This is a genomic window from Ferrovibrio sp., assembly GCF_964218355.1.
In the GTDB taxonomy this organism is placed as follows: Bacteria; Pseudomonadota; Alphaproteobacteria; order Ferrovibrionales; family Ferrovibrionaceae; genus Ferrovibrio.
In genome coordinates this window covers 51,258-70,630 of sequence record NZ_CAXPMC010000017.1, presented here as the reverse complement: position 1 = coordinate 70,630, position 19,373 = coordinate 51,258, and the positions used below count along the sequence as shown (strand labels likewise).

The 19,373-nt window shown below is 66.7% G+C and carries 17 protein-coding genes; 7 read left to right on the top strand and 10 right to left on the bottom strand.

The window, feature by feature from the left end; translation table 11 throughout:
• Window position 1 precedes the first annotated feature (1 nt).
• Window positions 2-928: a carbohydrate ABC transporter permease gene (locus ACEQZY_RS11900; protein WP_370154579.1), complete on the bottom strand. Its 927-nt coding sequence runs from the start codon at window positions 926-928 to the stop codon at window positions 2-4.
• A 187-nt stretch (window positions 929-1,115) separates the two neighbouring features.
• Between ACEQZY_RS11900 and ACEQZY_RS11895 the strand changes: the two genes are divergently transcribed.
• Together ACEQZY_RS11895 and ACEQZY_RS11890 are read left to right on the top strand one after the other, a co-directional pair.
• Window positions 1,116-2,183: an ABC transporter ATP-binding protein gene (locus ACEQZY_RS11895; RefSeq protein ID WP_370154576.1), complete on the top strand. Its 1,068-nt coding sequence runs from the start codon at window positions 1,116-1,118 to the stop codon at window positions 2,181-2,183.
• Between the two features lie 112 nt (window positions 2,184-2,295).
• A complete protein-coding gene (locus ACEQZY_RS11890) occupies window positions 2,296-3,045 on the top strand; it encodes a helix-turn-helix domain-containing protein (protein WP_341703290.1) in 750 nt (249 codons plus the stop codon).
• Between the two features lie 157 nt (window positions 3,046-3,202).
• Here ACEQZY_RS11890 and ACEQZY_RS11885 read toward each other — a convergent pair whose 3' ends face one another.
• The 4 genes from ACEQZY_RS11885 to ACEQZY_RS11870 form a co-directional block, all read right to left on the bottom strand.
• Complete coding sequence (locus ACEQZY_RS11885) at window positions 3,203-3,586, bottom strand: response regulator (protein WP_341703289.1); 384 nt, start codon at window positions 3,584-3,586, stop codon at window positions 3,203-3,205.
• A 53-nt stretch (window positions 3,587-3,639) separates the two neighbouring features.
• A complete protein-coding gene (gene fixJ, locus ACEQZY_RS11880) occupies window positions 3,640-4,269 on the bottom strand; it encodes a response regulator FixJ (RefSeq protein WP_341703288.1) in 630 nt (209 codons plus the stop codon).
• Window positions 4,266-5,543 carry a nitrogen regulation protein NR(II) gene (locus ACEQZY_RS11875; RefSeq protein ID WP_370154571.1) on the bottom strand — a complete coding sequence of 426 codons (1,278 nt, stop codon included), beginning with the start codon at window positions 5,541-5,543 and terminating at the stop codon, window positions 4,266-4,268. Before ACEQZY_RS11875 ends, fixJ begins: the two co-directional genes overlap by 4 nt.
• Before the next feature lie 116 nt (window positions 5,544-5,659).
• Window positions 5,660-5,884 carry a superinfection immunity protein gene (locus ACEQZY_RS11870; protein WP_370154568.1) on the bottom strand — a complete coding sequence of 75 codons (225 nt, stop codon included), beginning with the start codon at window positions 5,882-5,884 and terminating at the stop codon, window positions 5,660-5,662.
• 182 nt (window positions 5,885-6,066) lie between these two features.
• Here ACEQZY_RS11870 and ACEQZY_RS11865 point away from each other — a divergent pair, with 182 nt between their 5' ends.
• Window positions 6,067-7,032 carry a complex I NDUFA9 subunit family protein gene (locus ACEQZY_RS11865; protein ID WP_341703285.1) on the top strand — a complete coding sequence of 322 codons (966 nt, stop codon included), beginning with the start codon at window positions 6,067-6,069 and terminating at the stop codon, window positions 7,030-7,032.
• Between the two features lie 13 nt (window positions 7,033-7,045).
• Here the strand turns inward: ACEQZY_RS11865 and ACEQZY_RS11860 are convergent, their stop codons facing one another.
• From ACEQZY_RS11860 to ACEQZY_RS11850, 3 genes are all read right to left on the bottom strand, one after another.
• Window positions 7,046-7,900 (bottom strand): hypothetical protein, encoded by an 855-nt coding sequence (locus ACEQZY_RS11860; RefSeq protein ID WP_370154565.1) that lies wholly within the window; start codon window positions 7,898-7,900, stop codon window positions 7,046-7,048.
• Window positions 7,884-8,081 carry a hypothetical protein gene (locus tag ACEQZY_RS11855; protein WP_370154562.1) on the bottom strand — a complete coding sequence of 66 codons (198 nt, stop codon included), beginning with the start codon at window positions 8,079-8,081 and terminating at the stop codon, window positions 7,884-7,886. Before ACEQZY_RS11855 ends, ACEQZY_RS11860 begins: the two co-directional genes overlap by 17 nt.
• A gap of 195 nt (window positions 8,082-8,276) precedes the next feature.
• A complete protein-coding gene (locus ACEQZY_RS11850; protein ID WP_372530179.1) occupies window positions 8,277-9,257 on the bottom strand; it encodes a LytTR family DNA-binding domain-containing protein in 981 nt (326 codons plus the stop codon).
• A 21-nt stretch (window positions 9,258-9,278) separates the two neighbouring features.
• Here ACEQZY_RS11850 and ACEQZY_RS11845 point away from each other — a divergent pair, with 21 nt between their 5' ends.
• Complete coding sequence (locus tag ACEQZY_RS11845) at window positions 9,279-10,475, top strand: acyltransferase (protein WP_370154556.1); 1,197 nt, start codon at window positions 9,279-9,281, stop codon at window positions 10,473-10,475.
• Between the two features lie 12 nt (window positions 10,476-10,487).
• On the opposite strand, the gene ACEQZY_RS11840 is transcribed toward ACEQZY_RS11845, so the two are convergent.
• The gene (locus tag ACEQZY_RS11840) at window positions 10,488-11,459 is read right to left on the bottom strand and encodes a metal ABC transporter substrate-binding protein (RefSeq protein ID WP_370154553.1); all 972 of its coding nucleotides are present in this window, start codon (window positions 11,457-11,459) and stop codon (window positions 10,488-10,490) included.
• A gap of 528 nt (window positions 11,460-11,987) precedes the next feature.
• Between ACEQZY_RS11840 and ACEQZY_RS11835 the strand changes: the two genes are divergently transcribed.
• The 3 genes from ACEQZY_RS11835 to ACEQZY_RS11825 all read left to right on the top strand — a co-directional run bounded on the left by ACEQZY_RS11835 (window position 11,988) and on the right by ACEQZY_RS11825 (window position 18,423).
• Window positions 11,988-13,436, top strand: coding sequence for an NAD(P)-dependent oxidoreductase (locus ACEQZY_RS11835; RefSeq protein ID WP_370154550.1), 1,449 nt, complete (start codon window positions 11,988-11,990; stop codon window positions 13,434-13,436).
• Between the two features lie 11 nt (window positions 13,437-13,447).
• The gene (gene gltB / locus ACEQZY_RS11830) at window positions 13,448-18,010 is read left to right on the top strand and encodes a glutamate synthase large subunit (protein WP_370154548.1); all 4,563 of its coding nucleotides are present in this window, start codon (window positions 13,448-13,450) and stop codon (window positions 18,008-18,010) included.
• A 110-nt stretch (window positions 18,011-18,120) separates the two neighbouring features.
• Window positions 18,121-18,423 (top strand): hypothetical protein, encoded by a 303-nt coding sequence (locus tag ACEQZY_RS11825; protein ID WP_370154546.1) that lies wholly within the window; start codon window positions 18,121-18,123, stop codon window positions 18,421-18,423.
• Here ACEQZY_RS11825 and ACEQZY_RS11820 read toward each other — a convergent pair.
• Window positions 18,420-19,367, bottom strand: coding sequence for a PLP-dependent cysteine synthase family protein (locus tag ACEQZY_RS11820; RefSeq protein WP_370154543.1), 948 nt, complete (start codon window positions 19,365-19,367; stop codon window positions 18,420-18,422). The genes ACEQZY_RS11825 and ACEQZY_RS11820 overlap by 4 nt on opposite strands.
• Between the last annotated feature and the right edge of the window lie 6 nt (window positions 19,368-19,373).

The window sequence follows — 19,373 nt, the reverse complement described above, 5'->3', positions numbered from 1 at the left end:
CTCAGCCCTCGTAATGGATGCCGCGCTCGAGGCTGCGCAGCGACAGGACGGACAGGGCCAGCAGGGCGGCGACGCTGACCACGGTGGCGGCGGCGGCCAGGCCGGCATCGTAATTCTCGTGCGCCTGCTGGTAGATGTAATGCAGGATCACGTTGGTCGAATCGCTGGGGCCGCCCTGGGTCAGCAGGATGATGTGGTCGACATTGGTCAGCACCTGCAGCAGCGCGATCACGGCGACGAAGGTGGTGGTCGGCATCAGCAGCGGCAGGGTGATGCGGCGGAACCGCTGCCAGGCCGAGGCCTTCTCGATCCGCGCGGCCTCGTAGAGGTCGTCGGGGATGCCCTGCAGGCCGGCCAGGAAGAACAGCATGTAATAGCCGGCATTTTTCCAGATGGTCAGCACGATGATGGCGGCCAGCGCCAGGTCCGGGTTGCCCAGCCAGTTGACGGCTTCGAGGCCGAGCCAGCCGAGCTGGTGGCCGATCAGGCCGTAGCGCGGCAGGAAGATGAAGCTGAACAGCGCGGCGGCGGCCACCAGCGGGATCAGCATCGGCATCACGAACAGGGTGCGCAGCAGGCTGTTCAGCCGCGTCGAGTCGCGCAGGCCGACGGCGAACAGCAGCGCCAGCGCGATGCTGGGCACCAGGGTGCCGACCGCATAGACGAGGTTGTTGACGGTGGCCGCGGCGAAATGCGGATCGGCAAACAGCCGGCGGAAATTGTCCAGGCCCCAATGCGCCGTGCCGCCGAAGGTCTCGACCCGCAGCGACTGCCAGGCCACCTGCAGCACCGGCCAGTAGGTGAACAGCGCCAGGAAAACCAGCGACGGCGCCAGCAGCAGCAGCGCGCGGCGCAGCAGCCTGCTGCGCTGTGACAGGCGTCGCGGTTCCGCAACGCCGATACGAATGGCTGCCGTCAGTTCCGCCATGTCCCCGCCTCGTTTGGCGGGCGAGGATGGCGCCCGGCAATGACACAACAATGTATGTGCAGCGACAATCCCGTGACACTTTGCAGGCTGCCTGCAGAACGGGCAGCGCCATCGCGGAAGTGTCACCCGATTGTCATCACTCTCGGTTATGCAGGCCTTTTCCTCATACCGGCCGGGAGTGTTCATCGTGGCGGAGGTCAGACTGCGCAATATCCGCAAGGGGTTCGGCGAGACCCGGGTGCTGGAGGGAATCGACATCACGATCGCTGATGGCAGCTTCGTCGTCGTGGTCGGGCCGTCGGGCTGCGGCAAGTCGACCCTGCTGCGGCTGGTGGCGGGACTGGAGACGGCGGATGCCGGCGAGATCCTGATCGGCGGACAGCCGGTCGGCCATCTCGAACCCGGCGACCGCGACGTCGCCATGGTGTTCCAGAATTACGCGCTGTATCCGCATCTCACCGTTGCCGAGAATATCGGCTTCGGCCTGTCGGTGCGCGGCCGGCCGAAGGCCGAGATCGCCGAACGGGTGCGTCGCGCCGCCGAAGCCCTGCAGATTGCCGACCTGCTCGATCGCCGGCCGCGCCAGCTGTCGGGCGGCCAGCGCCAGCGTGTTGCCATGGGCCGTGCCGTGGTGCGAGATCCGCGGGTCTTCCTGTTCGACGAACCGCTCAGCAATCTCGATGCCAAGCTGCGCGTCGTCATGCGTTCGGAGATCAAGCGCCTGCATCGCCAGCTCGGCGCCACCAGCATCTATGTGACCCACGACCAGGTCGAGGCGATGACCCTGGGCGACCGGCTGGTGGTGATGAATAACGGCGTGGTCGAGCAGGAGGGCGCACCGCTCGACATCTATACCCGGCCGGCCACCGCCTTCGTCGCGGCCTTCATCGGCTCGCCGCCGATCAACCTGCTGGCGGGCCGCCGCGGCAATGACGGCGGACTGCTTCTGGCCGGCGACGGTGCCGCGCCGATCATGCTGCCCCATGCCGGCGCGTTGCCGGAACGGGCGCAGGTCGGCATCCGGCCCGAGCATCTGCTGCCCTGCGCGGAATCGGAAGCCGAGATCCGCCTGGTGGCCGACCTCGTCGAGGCCCAGGGGGCGGAAACCATCGTGCACGGACTGGCCGGCGACCTGCGGCTGACCGCGCGGCTGGGCGGCGAGACGCGGATCAGCGAAGGCGAGGCGATTCCGCTGCGCGTGCAGCCGGGCAGCCTGCACCTGTTCGATGCCGGCACCGGGCGGCGGCTGTGCTGACCGGTGCTGCCGCCTACGTAATATCCCTTAGGTAGAAGACCGAAATGTCCGGCCTGCCGGTTTGCGGGCATCCTCTCTCCATCGACCGTGCGATCAGCCGAAGGAGAGAGACATGGCCGCAGCCCAGGCAATGATGCAGACCCCCGCGCAGGCCCGCCTGCCGGGCCGTGTCTCCGCCCGCCCGCTGCCGCCTTCGGCGATCGGCCTGCAGGCCGGCGCCGTGGTGCCGCTGCCCGGCATGACCGATGCGCTCGGCCGGATCGGCCAGACCATGGTGATCCGCCGCAACGGCGTGCTGCAGGAGGCCGGTGCGGCGGCAGAGTATGTGTATCGCGTGGTCGATGGCCAGATGCGGGCCCAGCAGCTGCTGCCCGATGGCCGCCGCCATGTCATCCGCTTTCCCGCCGCCGGCGATTTTGTCGGCTTCGACGAGCAGGGCGACTGTGCCAGCACGGTCGAGGCGATCACCGACTGCACGGTGGTGCGCTATCCGCGGCGGAAATTCGATGCCCTGCTTGCCGGCGATGCCGGTGCCGGGCAGCAGATCCTGCGCCTGATCTGCCGCCAGCTTTCCGCCAGCAACCGCATGCTGATGCTGCTCGGCCGCAAGACCGCCGCCGAGCGGATGGCCAGCTTCCTGCTCGACATGGCCGGCCGCCGCCAGGTCGCGGCCGCCGCGGATGGCGTCCGGTTCAGCCTGCCGATGAGCCGCGGCGACATCGCCGATCATCTCGGGCTGACCGTGGAAACCGTCAGTCGCACCTTCACCCAGTTCCGCCGCCGCAGGCTGATTGCGCTAGCCGACCGCCATGACGTGGTGGTGCTGGACCGCGATGCCCTCGAGGAGATCGCCGGCGACTGAGTTTTCTCCCCCCGCATCGCCGGCCCGTGTCATGGGCCGGCCGCCTTGCAGCCGGCGGCAGCGCGTCATGCTCCGCCGGCTTTTCTTTGCCGCAGGCAGGATTTCAGGGCGGGATGTCCGGAAGCGGGAAACGGACGGCGGAAAGCGGACGGCTGGCTCAGCTGCCGGCGCGCGGCTGTTCCAGCGCCTGTTCGATGGCGCCGAACAGCGCACCATGGGCCAGCGGCTTGTCCAGCAGGGCGACGGCGCCGAGTTCCTCGGCCGCGGCCTGGATCGGTGCGTCGCGGCGGCCGGTCACCAGGATGGCGGCGGCGGCCGGGTGGCGCTGGCGGATGGCGCGCAGCAGTTCCAGCCCGGTCATGCCGGGCATGTGGATGTCGAGGATCAGGCAGCTGCCGGCGAGGTCCGGATCGGCAGCGAGGAACTCGCGGCCGGATTCGAAATCCTGCACGGCATACTGCCGCACCTCCAGCAATGCCTTCAGCGAGTCGCGCACGACCTCGTCATCATCGACGATATATATGGTGGCCCGGTCCGTCATGGCAGCGACATTGATGCCCCGATCCGGCCGCCGATGCAATTAAGGGACTATACCTACTGGCCGGCACCATCGCCGGGAAACCCGGCCGCCAGGGCCATGCGCACCAGATGCGGCAGGCTGTCGGCCTGCATCTTTTTCATCAGGTTTGCCCTGTGGATTTCCACCGTGCGCGGGCTGATATCCAGATGATGGGCGATCACCTTGTTCGGATGGCCGATCACCAGCTGCTGCAGGATGTCGCGCTCGCGCGGGGTCAGGGCGGCGATGCGCTGCCGCATTTCCGCCTGGTCAAGCGGGGCCGGTCCGTCGGCCTGGCTGCCCGCCAGTGCCCGCGCCACCGCATCCAGCAGGCTGGCATTGCTGTAGGGCTTCTCGATGAAATCGGCGGCGCCGGCCTTCATGGCACGCACCGCCAGCGGCACGTCGCCATGGCCGGTCACCACGATCACCGGCAGGGTGAAACCCTTCTGGCGCAGATGTTCCAGCAGCGTCAGCCCGTCCATGCCGGGCATGCGCAGGTCGACCACGGCACAGGCGGCGCCCTGCGGCCGGTATCCCAGCAGGAAGGCTTCGGCCGAGGCGAAGGCGACCGCTGCGATGCCCTGGGCCTCCAGCAGGGCAGCCAGCGACTCGCGCACGGATTCGTCGTCGTCAACGATGAAGACGGTGCGTGCCCCGGTCATGCCGCGTCTCCCGCCGGCAGCCGGAAACGGAAGACGGTGCCGCCGCCGGGATTGGCTTCCGCCCACAGCCGGCCGCCATGGGATTCGACGATCGACCGGCTGATCGACAGGCCGATGCCCATGCCGTTTTTCTTGCCCGACACGAAGGGGGTGAAGAGCTTCTCGGCGATCTCGGGTGCGATCCCGGGGCCGGTGTCGCTGACGGCGACTTCCTGGCCATCCGCATCGCCATGGGTGCGGATCACCAGGTCGCGCCGCTCGGCATCGCGCAGCACCTCGACGGCATTGCGCACCAGGTTGACCACCACCTGCTGAATCTGGATGCGGTCGAGATGCAGCGGTGTCAGCGTCTCGTCCAGTTCGAACTGCACGCGGATGCCGTCGACCTTGGCGCCGATGGTGGCGAGATTGCTGGCTTCCATGACCACGCGGTTGAGGGATTCGGGGCTGCGTTCGACCGGGCCTTTCTCGACGAAGCTGCGCAGGCGCCGGATGATCTGGCCGGCCCGCTCGGCCTGGGCCACCGTCTTGGCGAGGAAATCCGGCACTTTCGGCGGCAGGCCCGGGCCGGCGGCCTCGGCGATCTGCCGCGCGGCCTCGGCATAATTCATGATCGCGGTCAGCGGCTGGTTCAGTTCATGGGCCAGCGCCGAGGCCAGTTCGCCCATGGCGCTGAGGCGCGAGATATGCACCAGGTCGGCATTCAGCTCGCGCACCCGGCGTTCGGCGGCATGGCGCTCGGTGATGTCGCGGATGATGCCGATGAAGCCGCGGCCGCTGGCGCCCTGCATCTCGCCCACCGACAGGTCGATGGGAAACACCGTGCCGTCCTTGTGCCGGGCCTCGACCTCGCGGCCGGTGCCGATGATCTTCGCCCGCCCGGTGGCAATGTAGCTGTGCAGATAGCCGTCATGCTCGCGGTGATAGGGCTGCGGCATCAGCATGTTGACGTTGCGGCCGATCACTTCCTCGGGGCGGTAGCCGAAGATGCGTTCGGCGGCGCGGTTGAAGGTCTCGATGCGGCCTTCGGCGTCGATGGCGATGATCGCGTCATGGGCATTGTCGATCACGGCGCGGAAGCGGCCGGCGGCGCGGCGCTCGGCATGCAGGGTCTCGCGGTAGCTGAGGCTGAAGGCGATCAGCAGGGCGGCGGTCACCGCGATGCCGAGTGCCGGCCACAGCCAGACCCCGGAATCCCGGTAGGCCGCCACCGACAGCGCCAGCCCGATCACGGCAATCGCCGCTAGGACCAGGGGTTTCGACCATCGTGTCATCACTGTGCGGTGCCCTGACCCATCCGGCGATCCTGCGCGGCACGGTTCCGGCCCCGCCTTCCGTATCTACTAGATACCCGCGTGGAATGACAACCGCCCGTCCCTGCCCGGCGCGGTCAGGAGCGATGGCGGCTCAGCCAAGCGGCACCCGGCAGCCGGCGGTTGAGCGCGACCATCAGGCAGACCAGCCAGCCGACGATGGTCCAGCCGAACAGGGCATTGGCCACCAGCAGCCGGCGGCGCAGCGGATGCCGCTTCCGCCAGGCCAGCAGCGCCGGCAGGAAATAGGCGGCCAGCAGCAGGATGATCCCGATCAGCCGCGGCAACCCGGCACCCAGCATGTCCAACCCCTTCGAATCGCAGCCGGAACCGGCCCTCCGGGGCAGCCTAAACCGCCCCCGCCGCGCCGCAAAGCATTGGCGCCGGAGCGGAAATCGCTATAGTCCGGCGCATGGCATCGCCGGGCCCGCAGGGACCCGGCCGGCAGGATTACAGGCACGATTACAGGCAGGGGATTCGCGTCATGTCGCTGCGCAACAAGCTCGTCACCGTTTTCGGCGGCTCCGGCTTTGTCGGCCGCTATGTGGTCAAGCGGCTGGCCGAACAGGGCGCCCGGGTGCGCGTCGCCATCCGCCGGCCCGACGAGGGCCTGTTCCTCAAGCCGATGGGCGCGGTCGGCCAGATCGACATCGTGCAGGCCAATATCCGTATGCCGATGTCGGTGCAGCAGGCGGTGCAGGGCGCCGACTGCGTGATCAACTGCGTCGGCATCCTGTACCAGAGCGGCGCGCAGAAATTCGCCGCCGTGCAGGCGCGCGGTGCCGAGGTGGTCGCGCTCTGCGCCAAGGAGGCCGGGGTGCGGCAGATGGTGCAGGTCTCGGCCATCGGCGCCGATGCCGGCAGTGCCTCCGCCTATGCCGTCAGCAAGGCCCAGGGCGAGGCGGGCGTGCACCGCCACATGCCGCAGGCGGCGATCATCCGCCCCAGCATCGTGTTCGGCCCCGAGGATGATTTCTTCAACCGCTTCGCGGCGCTGGCCGGCTTTGCTCCGGCGCTGCCGCTGGTCGATGGCGGCCACACGAAATTCCAGCCGGTCTATGTCGGCGATGTGGCTGAGGCGATCGTGCGCGCGCTGGCCGACCCGGCCGCGGCCGGCCAGACCTACGAACTGGGTGGCCCGAAGACCTACAGTTTCCGCGACCTGATGGCGCTGACCCTGGCGGAAATCCACAAGAAGCGCCTGCTGCTGCCGGTGCCCGGCGCCCTGCTGAAGCCGCTGGCCTTCCTGATGGAAATGCAGCCGCTCTTCGCGCCGCCGATCACCCGCGACCAGATCGAACTGCTGAAGGCCGACAATGTGGTGGCGGCCGGGGCGAAGACGCTGGCCGATCTCGGCATCACCGAGCCGGTGCCGGTGGAAGGCGTGATCCCGACCTATCTCTACCGCTTCCGCCGCGGCGGCGGAAAGTTCGAGCCGCGCTTCAGCTAGCTAAGAATTCTGCTTAAGGATTTGGTTGGCTCGCTTGGGTGGCGCCGAGTTGGGTGCCAATCGCGGTGCTAATTGAATGGCCTTCGAAAATCTTTAAGTAGCGATCCTTGCGGCTATCATGCTCATACATGCAATAGAGTAGCCAAATGCGCTTCCATAAGGCGTCATCCGGGGGGAGATACTCCACAGTCAAGCCCAAGGCCGTAGCTTCCAAATGATCAATCACCGACCCGTGCGAAAAGTAGGTGTCGCGGGAGGAAAGTTTCTTGACCGTTTCATCGATTACCGAAGGGGTTTTCTCCTTCATCATTCCAGCTTGAAGGAGTTTGGTGGCCAGCGTGCTAGATTGCAGCAACGCATATTCACCATATTTGTGCAGAGGATAGTTTTGATCAGCAATCTTCTGCTGCGTCAGTATCGTACACGGTATTCCTTGAACATGTGGTTCGATGGGGCCAAGTTCTGACGTTGCTCCCATAACAATCGACTTTGAAGCAAGGCACAGCAATGTGCCGTTGCTCTTCGCAGCATTCGGCACTAGCACCCTGAAGTCTGGGATGCACTTTTGGATCAGAGAAATTAGCCCTTCTACAGCGTCGGTGAAGCCGCCAATTGTTTCAAGCAGAAGGTCTGTAGGCTGCGCTTGCACATCAATAAGCAACTCGGCCATAAAACCGGTGTCGCGGATGTCTATCTGAGCGTTCTCGTATCGATTGGCGTAATAGACAATCAATCTGCGTTGAGTAATTTGCTCAATGTCGCGGATTAAAAGCTGCCGCAGGTAGCGGTCTTTCTGCTGGACCCAGAATAGAGGCGACTGGGTGGGCAGTTCCGCTGAACGTGGAAATTTATCAGCTGGTTTTGTCACCAGTTTTTATATCGCTATGTGGATTCTTAGATTCGCCAAGAATCACTCGGCGCATTCTCTCGAAATCCGGTACCGGTTCGCGCGTCGGTTCGACGACATGGAAGTTCACCGGCTCTCCCTTTGTTTTTGCTTTTAGCAATTCGGAAAGCGCGGACATGGCTAGTGCATTAGCGTTCTGCATCAGGGGGATCCTTTGCGGCGGCGGTTCCTAAGGTCCCGACTCCACTCATAGAATCTGGAAATGGAGCCTTGTCAATACAGTTTCACTTGGGATGCATGATATGTTGTCGGAGTGAACAAATATAGAACATATGGAAAGAAAGTCAAGGGGGCTAATTTATCTTCTTGTTCCAATAGGTTGTGTGACTCTGGGTTGTTATCCCAGCTGCAGTCCGGCGCGCCAGCGCCGGCCGCCGGCGATCTGCCGGCCGTCATCCAGCGTCACCGTGAAATCGCCGCTGTCGTTGCTGTCCACCGCCCGCACATGGCGGCGGTTGACCAGCCGCGAACGGTGGATGCGCAGGAAGCCTTCGGCGGCCAGCGCCGTTTCCATGGCGGCGAGGGTCTGCCGCTGCAGCAGGCTGCGGCCGGGCAGATGCAGCTCGACGTAATTACCGGCCGCCTCGATCCACAGCACCTCGGCCGGATCGACGAAGACGCGTCTGGCGCCATCGCGGATCTCGATGCGGCGCGGCGCCCCGGCCATCGCCGCCGGCTGCAGCACCGGCGCCGCGGCCGCCGCGCGCCGCTGCAGGGCCAGGTCCAGCAGCCAGGCGCCGATCACCATGCCGAGATAGGACAGGGCATCCTTGCGGCCCTCGTAGATGAGACCGGCGGCCAGCGGCATCAGGTCGGCTCCGTAATCGCGGCCGAATAGCGGATAGACCAGCTTGCGCAGGGCGATCATGCCGCCGATATGCACGGCGCCGAAGGCGACCATGCCGGCAACATGCCCGGCCACGGCCCGCAGCCAGCCGACCCGCCCGGGATCGAGCCGCGCCGCCCAGGCAAAGACCAGCGGCGTCACGGCGAAGACGATGACGATGCTGGTGACCTCGTCGACCGCAAACGGCCAGACCGGCACGACCGCCCCGCCCCGGCCGGCCTCCATCCAGTAGGACGAGCCGATCACCGCCGAGATCAGCACCAGCCCGGCGGCATAGAGCGCCCAGACCCAGAGCGGAAAGCGGAAACGCCGGTTTTCCGCGCGATCATCCGTCCCGCCATTCATCACGGGCGGCCCGCCATCCGTCCCCGGCTGGGTCATGGCGCCGCCCTGCCCGTGGCAGCCATCCGGCCGGCCGTCCCGGCGGCATTCCGCGGCGGCCGGCGCCGTGGCAAGCCGGTGCCGCCGCATCGTCCGTTCCGGAGTGTCATCATGACTGCCATCACCGCTTCGCTTGCAGATTCACCGGCCGCCCAGATCGCCGGCCATGCCGCCGCCATCCGGCGGTACGACCTCGACTGGCTGCGCATCGCCGCCTTCGGGCTGCTGATCCTCTATCACATGGGCATGTTCTACGTCCCTTGGGACTGGCATGTGAAGAGCATCCATGCCGGCCCGGAAATCCGCCCCCTGATGCTGCTGACCAGCCCCTGGCGGCTGACCCTGCTGTTCCTGATCTCCGGGGTGGCGACCCGCTACATGGCCGACCGGCTGGCGGCCACGTCCGGTGCCGGCTGGCTGCTGCTGCGGGCACGCAGCGCCCGGCTGCTGCTGCCGCTGGCCTTCGGCATGCTGGTGATCGTACCGCCGCAGACCTGGTGCGAGATCGTCGCGAAGCTCGGCTGGACCGGCAGTGTCGCGGATTTCTATGGCCACTATGTGACGGGCTATGACGGCTGGCGGCCGGGCGGCCGGCTGCTGATCGTGCCGACCTGGAACCATCTGTGGTTCGTCGCCTATCTGTGGGTCTACACCATGCTGGCGATCGCCCTGCGCCCGCTGCTGCGGCTGGCGGCGCGGCGCGGCCTCGGTGCGGCGGCGCAGGTGCTGCTGACGCCGCTGGGGATCGTGCTGCTGCCGGGACTGCTGCTGGTCGGCCTGCGGGTGGTGATGCGGCCCTTCTTCCCCGAAACCCATGCCCTGATCGACGACTGGTACCTGCATGCGGAATATGCCGCGGTCTTCCTGTTCGGCTATGCCATCGCCCGGGCCGACGAGATCTGGGATGCCATCGAAACGCTGCGCTGGCCGGCACTGGCGGCGGGGCTGGCCTGCTATGGCTGGCTGGTCTGGCAGATGCAGGCCGGCCTGCCGCGCGGGCCGCTGGGTGCCGTGGTCTGGGGGATCGACCAGTGGGCATGGATCGTCGCGCTGCTGGGTTTCGCGCGGCGCCGGCTGGATGTCGATCATCCCTGGCGGCGCTATCTGGCCGACGCGGTGTTCCCCTTCTACATCCTGCACCAGACCGTGATCGTGGTGACCGGGCATGCGCTCACGCCGCTGGCGCTGCCCGCGGCGGCGGAAGCCGGGATCATTCTCGCGGCGACCGTGGCCGTCTGCCTGGCCGGCTACGAGACCGTGCGGCGGCTGCGCTGGCTGCGGCCGTTCTTCGGGCTGAAGCCGGCGTGACGGCGGCGGCGCTCAGTTCTTCCGCATCGCCGCCGCCATGGCCGGCACATTGTGGCGGAACATGCCGATATAGGTGTCGGCCGGGCCGCCGGCTGGCGACAGGCTGTCTGAGTACAGCGTGCCGCCGAGCTCGGCGCCGGTTTCGCTGGCCAGCTGCCTGACCAGCCGCTGGTCGGTCATGTTTTCGACGAACAGGGCGCGGATCTTCTCCCTGCGCATCTGGCGGATCAGCCGGCTGACCCCGGCGGCGCTCGGCTCGGCATCGGTGCTGATGCCGACCGGTGCCAGGAATTCGATGCCGTAGGCGCGGCCGAAATAACCGAAGGCATCATGCGAGGTGATGATGCGCCGCTTTTCCGCCGGCACCGCGGCAATCTGCGCCTTCACCCAGGCATCCAGCTCTTTCAGCCGGGCCAGATAGGCGCTGCCGCGGGTGCGATAGGCATCGGCATGGGCCGGATCGGCGGCGGCCAGTGCCTCGGTGATGTTGCGGGCATAGACGGCGCCGTTGGCAAGATTCTGCCAGGCATGCGGATCGGTGACGACGGCCTTGCGCGGGCCATGGCTGTGGCCATGATTGTGACCGTGATTGTGACCGTGATCCGCCTCCGCCTGCATGGTCTGCGGCGTCACCCCGTCGGAGACGACGACCACCGGACCGCGATAGCCCGAGGCGGCGATCAGCCGGTCGAGCCAGCCCTCCATGCCCAGTCCGTTCACCATCACCAGTCTGGCACCGGCGATGCGTTTCGCGTCGGCCGGCCGCGGCTGGTAGACATGGGCGTCGCCGCCGGGCGGCACCAGGGTGGTCACGGTCACGTCGCTGCCGCCGATCTCGCGCACCATGTCGCCCAGCACGCTGAAGCTGGCCACCACCGCCAGCGGCGCGGCCTGCTGGGCACCGGCCGGTGTGCCGGCGAGTGTGCCGGCCAGGGCCGTGAGAAGGCTGAGGACGAGGACAGGCAGGCGGAAAGGCAGGGACATGGCGGGCCGGGGAGCAGAGAGAAAGATGGGGACGTTATAATATACCAAACATGAAACTGGCAATGGCGGTGAGGTCCCGGCCACGCGGAAACCGCGATTCCAGAGGCTTATCGGAATAATAGTTCCGGTTCGGACCTATTAATGGGGTGAGGTTAGGCCTTGGAGGGGTCTGCGGACGTATCGGAGGGCGCTTTCCCGGGCAAAAGGTCAACAAATGTGACCTATCGGCCAAATTATGCTTGCATCCCGGCAAATTCGACAATAAAAGTTTCCTACAGCCCCGCTCGCCGGCCGCTTTGCGTCTGCCCCCGCTGCCCCTGTCGCAGCCCACAGGACGCCGCATCACCAGCAGCCGGGGTTGTCCCGTAGCAGTGGATGTCCGGTTCGACTGTCTGACCTGCGCCGTCCGGGGTGCCGCCATGTCCGGCCGGCCCCCTGCGGCGACCGGCCCGCCCGCCGCCCGCGTGCTGGCCGGCAGGTCGCAAGACGCCGCCGGGTTGCGTAAGAAGATCGTGTGAGGAGCGCCCCATGGCCGAGAAGATGCTGAAGTTCGTGCAGACCGCCCGGGTGATGCCCGAGAAGCGGATGGCCAGCGAACGCGCCCGCGATTTCGACGAGATCTACCGCGAATATGCCGGCCAGAAGGCCGGCGAGCAGGCCTCGCGCTGCTCGCAATGCGGCGTGCCGTTCTGCCAGGTGCATTGCCCGCTGCACAACAATATCCCCGACTGGCTGCGCATGACCGCGGAAGGCCGGCTGGAAGAGGCCTACGAGCTGTCGTCGGCCACCAACACCTTCCCCGAGATCTGTGGCCGCATCTGCCCGCAGGACCGCCTCTGCGAAGGCAACTGCGTGATCGAGCAGTCGGGCCATGGCACCGTCACCATCGGCGCCATCGAGAAATACATCACCGAAACGGCCTGGAGTTCGGGCTGGGTGAAGCCGCCGAAGCCGACCGCCGCCGAGCGGCCGCAGTCGGTCGGCATCATCGGCGCCGGCCCGGCCGGTCTGGCGGCCGCCGACAAGCTGCGCCGCAAGGGCTATCAGGTGCATGTCTACGACCGCTATGACCGCCCCGGCGGCCTGCTGATCTATGGCATCCCGAATTTCAAACTGGAAAAAAACGTCGTCGAACGCCGCAGCAGGCTGCTGGCCGATGCCGGCGTGCAGTTCCATCTCAATTTCGAGGTCGGCCGCGACGCCACGCTGGACGACCTGCGCAAGAAGCACGATGCCGTCCTCATTGCCACCGGCGTCTATGCCGCCCGCGACATCCAGGCGCCGGGTTCGGGGCTCGACAACATCGTGCCGGCAATGACCTACCTGACCGCGTCCAACAGGCACGGGCTGGGCGACAAGGTGCCGGAATTCGCCTCCGGCCAGCTCGATGCCCGCGGCAAGAAGGTCGTGGTCATCGGCGGCGGCGACACCGCCATGGACTGCGTGCGCACGGCGATCCGCCAGGGCGCCACCGCCGTGCACTGCCTCTACCGCCGCGACAAGGCCAATATGCCGGGCTCGATGCGCGAGGTGAAGAATGCTGAGGAAGAGGGTGTCGAGTTCGTCTGGCTCAGCCTGCCGAAAAGCTTCCGCGGCGAAGGGAAAGTGACCGCCGTGCATACCGGCCGCATGAAGCTGGGCGCGCCCGATGCCTCCGGCCGCCAGGCGCCGGTGGAGATCGAGGGTGCCGATTTCGACCAACCCGCCGATCTGGTGGTCAAGGCGCTGGGCTTTGATCCGGAGGACCTGCCGAAGGCCTTCCGCTCGCCCAATCTGGAAGTCACCCGCTGGGGCACCGTGAAAATCTCGGCCCGCAGCAAGATGACCAACATTCAGGGCGTTTTCGCCGCCGGCGACATCGTGCGCGGCGCCAGCCTCGTGGTATGGGCGATCCGTGACGGCCGCGAATGCGCCGATGCCATCCACCAGTATATCCAGGCCCGCGTGCAGACCGCCGCGCAGGCCGCTGCAGAGTAAGGAGTCCGGCCATGACCGAGCAGCTGATGAACGCTTATGTCGCGCAGTGGCGGAATAACGCGAAGCACCTGTCGGAGACCGGCATGTACCGGCCCGAGGACGAGCATGATGCCTGCGGCGTCGGCCTGATCGCGTCGCTGGACGGCATGCCGCACCGCTCGGTGGTGGTGGCCGGCATCGACGCGCTGAAGGCCCTGTGGCATCGCGGCGCGGTGGATGCCGACGGCAAGACCGGCGACGGCGCCGGCATTCACGTTCAGATCCCGCAGGATTTCTTCCGCGAGCATGTGCGCCGCACCGGTTTCGAGCCGGGCGAGGGCAAGCTGGGTCTCGGCATGGTGTTCCTGCCGAAGACCGACCTTGCCGCGCAGGAGACCTGCCGCACCATCGTCGAGACCGCGATCCTCGATTTCGGCTACGGCATCTTCGGCTGGCGCCAGGTTCCGGTGGATGCCACCATCATCGGCGAAAAGGCCAATGCCACGCGGCCCGAGATCGAACAGGTGCTGATCGAGAACCGGCCCGGCAAGGATGACGGCGCCTTCGAGCGTGACCTGTTCCTGATCCGCCGCCGCATCGAGAAGCAGGCGCTGGCCGCCCATATCGCCGAGCTGTATATCTGCTCGCTGAGCTGCCGCTCGGTGATCTACAAAGGCATGTTCCTCGCCGAGCAGATCGACTATTTCTATCCCGATCTGCAGGACGAGCGTTTCGTCTCGACCTTTGCGATCTACCATCAGCGCTATTCCACCAATACCTTCCCGACCTGGAAGCTGGCGCAGCCCTTCCGCATGCTCGCCCATAACGGCGAGATCAACACCCTGCGCGGCAACGTCAACTGGATGAAGAGCCACGAGATCAAGATGACCTCGGAGGCCTTCGGCGACCTGTCCGACGACATCAAGCCGATCGTGCAGTCGGGGTCGTCGGATTCGGCGGCGCTGGATGCCGTCTTCGAGGTGCTGGTCCGCGCCGGCCGCACCGCGCCGATGGTCAAGACGCTGCTGATCCCGGAAAGCTCGTCAAACAAGCCGCTGATGCCGCAGGCGCATCGCGACTTCTATGCCTATTGCAACGCGATCATGGAGCCGTGGGACGGCCCGGCCGCGATCTGCGGCACCGACGGCCGCTGGGCCGTCGCCGGCATGGACCGCAACGGCCTGCGCCCGATGCGCTACACCATGACCATCGACAACCTTCTCATCGTCGGGTCCGAGACCGGCATGGTGCCGGTGCCCGAGCACAAGGTGATCAGCAAGGGTCGCGTCGGTCCCGGTGAGATGATCGCCGTCGACCTCAAGAAGGGCCGCTTCTTCGCCGACCGCGAGATCAAGGACCGGCTGGCCGCCGAGCAGCCCTATGGCGAGTGGATCAAGAACATCGTCACGGTCGACAAGATCCGCGATGCCGCGCCGGTCGCCCGCGACTTCACCAAGGACGAGCTGCGCCAGCGCCAGCTGGCCTTCGGCCTGTCGCTGGAGGACATGGAGCTGATCCTGCATCCGATGGCGGAAGACGCCAAGGAAGCGGTCGGCAGCATGGGCGACGACACGCCGATCGCCGTGCTGTCGGAGCAGTATCGCGGCCTGCATCATTTCTTCCGCCAGCAGTTCAGCCAGGTCACCAATCCGCCGATCGACAGCCTGCGTGAAAAGCGGGTGATGTCGCTGCGCACCCGCATGGGCAACCTGACCAACGTGCTGGACGAGGATGCCACGCAGGTGAAGATCCTGCTGCTGGAAAGCCCGGTGCTCACCAATGCCGACCTGGCCAGGGTGATGAAATACGCCGAGAAGACCACGGCGGTGATCGACTGCACCTTCCCGGTCGATGCCGGCGACGGCGCCCTGCGCGATGCGCTGAAGCGGATCCGTTCCGAAGCCGAGAATGCGGTGCGCGGCGGCGCCGGCCATATCGTGCTGACCGACGAGCAGACCGGCCCCGACAAGGCGCCGATCCCGATGATCCTCGCCACCGGTGCCGTGCACAGCCATCTGGTGCGCCAGGGCCTGCGCACCTTCACCTCGCTGACCGTGCGGTCGGGCGAATGCCTCGATGTGCATTATTTCGCCGTTCTCATCGGCGTCGGCGCCACCGCGGTCAATGCCTATCTGGCCGAGGCCTGTCTTGCCGACCGCATCGCCCGCGGCCTGCTCGGCAAGCTGACCGTCGAGCAGGCGGCCGAGCGCTTCCGCGAGGCGGTCGATGGCGGCCTGCTGAAGATCATGTCGAAGATGGGCATCTCGGTGATCTCGTCCTATCGCGGCGGCTACAATTTCGAGGCGCTCGGCCTGTCGCGCTCGCTGGTCGCCGACCTGTTCCCCGGCATGCCGTCGCGCATCTCCGGCATCGGCCTGATCGGCATCCAGAAGAAGGTGCTGGCCCTCCACGAGAAGGCCTTCCGCTCGGATGTGCTGGCCCTGCCGGTCGGCGGCATCTACCGCTACCGCCGCGGCGGCGAGGCGCATGCCTGGGAAGCCAACCTGATCCACATGATGCAGACGGCGGTGGGCAGCGAGAATTACGCGCTGTTCAAGAAATACACCGCCGGCCTGCGCGACCTGCCGCCGATTTCGGTGCGCGACCTGCTGGAGATCAAGCCGGCCGGCCAGCCGATCCCGATCGAGCAGGTGGAAAGCGTCACCGAGATTCGCAAGCGCTTCGTCACGCCGGGCATGTCGCTCGGCGCGCTGGGGCCGGAGGCGCATGAGACGCTGACGATTGCCATGAACCGCATCGGCGCCAAGTCGGATTCCGGCGAAGGCGGCGAGGCGCCGGAGAATTTCCGGCCGCGCCCGAATGGCGACAACGCCAATTCGGCCATCAAGCAGGTGGCCAGCGGCCGCTTCGGCGTGACGGCGGAATATCTCAACAACTGCCGCGAGCTGGAGATCAAGGTCGCCCAGGGCGCCAAGCCCGGCGAGGGTGGCCAGCTGCCCGGCTTCAAGGTCACCGAGCTGATCGCCCGCCGCCGCCATGCGACGCCCGGTGTGATGCTGATCTCGCCGCCGCCGCATCACGACATCTATTCGATCGAGGATCTGGCACAGCTGATCTACGACCTCAAGCAGATCAACCCGGAAGCCACGGTCTGCGTGAAGCTGGTCTCGGAAGCCGGCATCGGCACCATCGCCGCCGGCGTCGCGAAAGCGAAAGCGGACGTGATCCTGGTCTCCGGCCATAATGGCGGTACCGGTGCCTCGCCGCAGACCTCGGTGAAATATGCCGGCACGCCCTGGGAAATGGGTCTCAGTGAAGTCAACCAGGTGCTGACCCTGAACAAGCTGCGCCACCGCGTGCTGCTGCGCACCGATGGCGGGCTGAAATCGGGCCGCGACATCGTCATCGCCGCCATGCTGGGCGCCGAGGAATACGGCATCGGCACGGCGGCGCTGGTGGCGATGGGCTGCATCATGGTGCGGCAATGCCATTCGAATACCTGTCCGGTCGGCATCTGCACCCAGAATGATGCCCTGCGGCAGAAATTCACCGGCACGCCGGAAAAGGTGGTCAACCTGTTCAGCTTCATCGCCGAGGAGGTGCGCGAGATTCTCGCCTCGCTCGGCGTGCGCTCGATCGAGGAGATCATCGGCCGCACCGACCTGCTGATGCAGGTCAGCCGCGGCTGGGCGCATCTCGACGACCTCGACCTCAACCCGATCCTCGCCCAGGCCGATGCGGGCGACAATGCGCGCTTCTGCACCCTGGAGGGTCGCAACGAGGTGCCCGACACGCTGGATGCGCAGATGATCCTGGATGCGGCGCCGGTCTTCAGCCATGGCGAGAAGATGCAGCTGGCCTACAACATCCGGAACACCCATCGCGCCATCGGCACGCGGCTCAGTTCGCATCTGGTGCGCAAGTTCGGCATGACCGGCCTGAAGGCCGGCCACATCACCGTGCGGCTGACCGGTTCCGGCGGCCAGTCGCTCGGCGCCTTCGCGGTGCAGGGCCTGAAACTGGAAGTCTTCGGCGATGCCAACGACTATGTCGGCAAGGGCCTGTCCGGCGGCATGATCGTGGTGCGGCCGCCGCCGAGTTCGCCGCTGATGCCGAAGACCAACGACAACACCATCATCGGCAACACGGTTCTCTACGGTGCCACCGGCGGCAAGCTGTTCGCCGCCGGCCAGGCCGGCGAGCGGTTCGCCGTGCGCAATTCCGGCGCGGTGACGGTGATCGAGGGCTGCGGTTCGAATGGCTGCGAATACATGACCGGCGGCCGCGTGGTGGTGCTGGGCAGCGTCGGCGACAACTTCGCCGCCGGCATGACCGGCGGCATGGCCTTCGTCTACGACCCCGACGAGACCCTGGCGATCGCCATCAACGACGAGAGCGTGGTCTACCAGCGGCTGGCTTCCAGCTACTGGGAAGGCGTGCTGCGCGGCATGATCGAGGAGCATATCCGCGAGACCCAGTCGGTCTATGCCGGCAACATCTTTGCCGACTGGGAAGCCCAGCGCGGCCGCTTCTGGCAGGTCTGCCCGAAGGAGATGATCGCCCGGCTCGATCACCCGCTGAGCGACAGCGCCCCTGCCGCCGCGCGGGCTGCCAACGACGAAAAGCGCGCATAAGCTGCGACCGGTCTGGACCCGATCTCCTGCGGGCCCGGGGAAGCGAAACGCCGCCAGGGAAACCTGGCGGCGTTTCTGCTTTGGTAACCCGCCCCGGCTAGGCTGCCGGAATGCTGCATCGCGTCTGCATCGTCACGCTGCTTGCGCTGGCCCCGCTGCCGGCCATGGCTTTCTGCGTGATCAACGAGACGAAACAGCCGCTGGACGTGCAGGCGGGTGGCGGGCCGATGCCGACCTGGTATCAGCCCGGTGTGAAGCCCGGGCAGACGGTCTGCCATATCCCGCGCCGGCGGGATGTCGGCATCACCGTCGAAGTGAAGCAGGGGGCCGGCGCCCTGAAATGCCGGCTGTCGGTGCCGGCGCAGGATGCGACGATCGTGGTCGGCGAGAGCTGCCGGGTGCGGCTCGGCTAGGCGGCGGTTGTCGCGGCCGGTGCTGCCGCATAAAGCGGCGTGCTGAGATATTTCATCCCGGAATCGCAGGCGATGGTGACCACCGTTCCGCCCGGCCCCAGCCGCCCGGCGATGCGCAGGGCGGCCAGCACATTGGCGCCGGTGGACGTGCCGGCGAAGAGGCCTTCCTCGCGGGCCAGCCGGCGTGCCATCGCCATGGCATCCATGCTGGAGACCTGTGCGATCTCGCTGGCCAGCTCCGGCCGCCATTGCGGCGGCACGAAGCCCGGCCCGGTCCCCTCGATCTTGTGGCTGCCGCTCTGGCCGCCGGACAGCACCGGGGATTCCGCCGGCTCGACGGCCACGGTCAGCAGGCCGGGTTTGAGGGTACGCAGCCGCGCGGAGATGCCGCGGAAGGAGCCGGACGTGCCCACCGCCTGCACGAAGGCATCGACGCGGCCATCTGTCTGCTGCCAGATTTCGCCGGCCATGGCGGCATAGCCGGGCAGCACGTCGGTGTTGTTGAACTGGTCGGTCCAGAAACTGCCGGGCTTTGCCGCTGCAATCTGCCGCGCCGTCTCGATCATCTCCAGGGTCAGTGCCTTCGTGGTGCCGCCGGTCGGGCTGTGCACCAGCGTCAGCCGGGCGCCGAGCGCCGCCATGTGGTCGCGCTTTTCCTGCGAGAAGGCTTCGGAGGTGACGAGGTCGAGCGGGATGCGTTTCGCCGCGCAGACGAAGGCGAGCGAAACCCCGGTGCTGCCGCCGGTATATTCCACCACGCTGCCGCCCGGCTGCAGCCGGCCGTCGGCCTCGGCCGCCGCCACCATGGCCAGCGCCATGCGGTCCTTCATGCTGCCGGTCGGATTCTCGTATTCCAGTTTCACGAGGATGCGCGCGCTGCCCTCCGGCACGATGTGCCGGAGGGGAACGAGGCGCGTGCCGCCGATGGTGGACAGCACCGTCATCGGCCG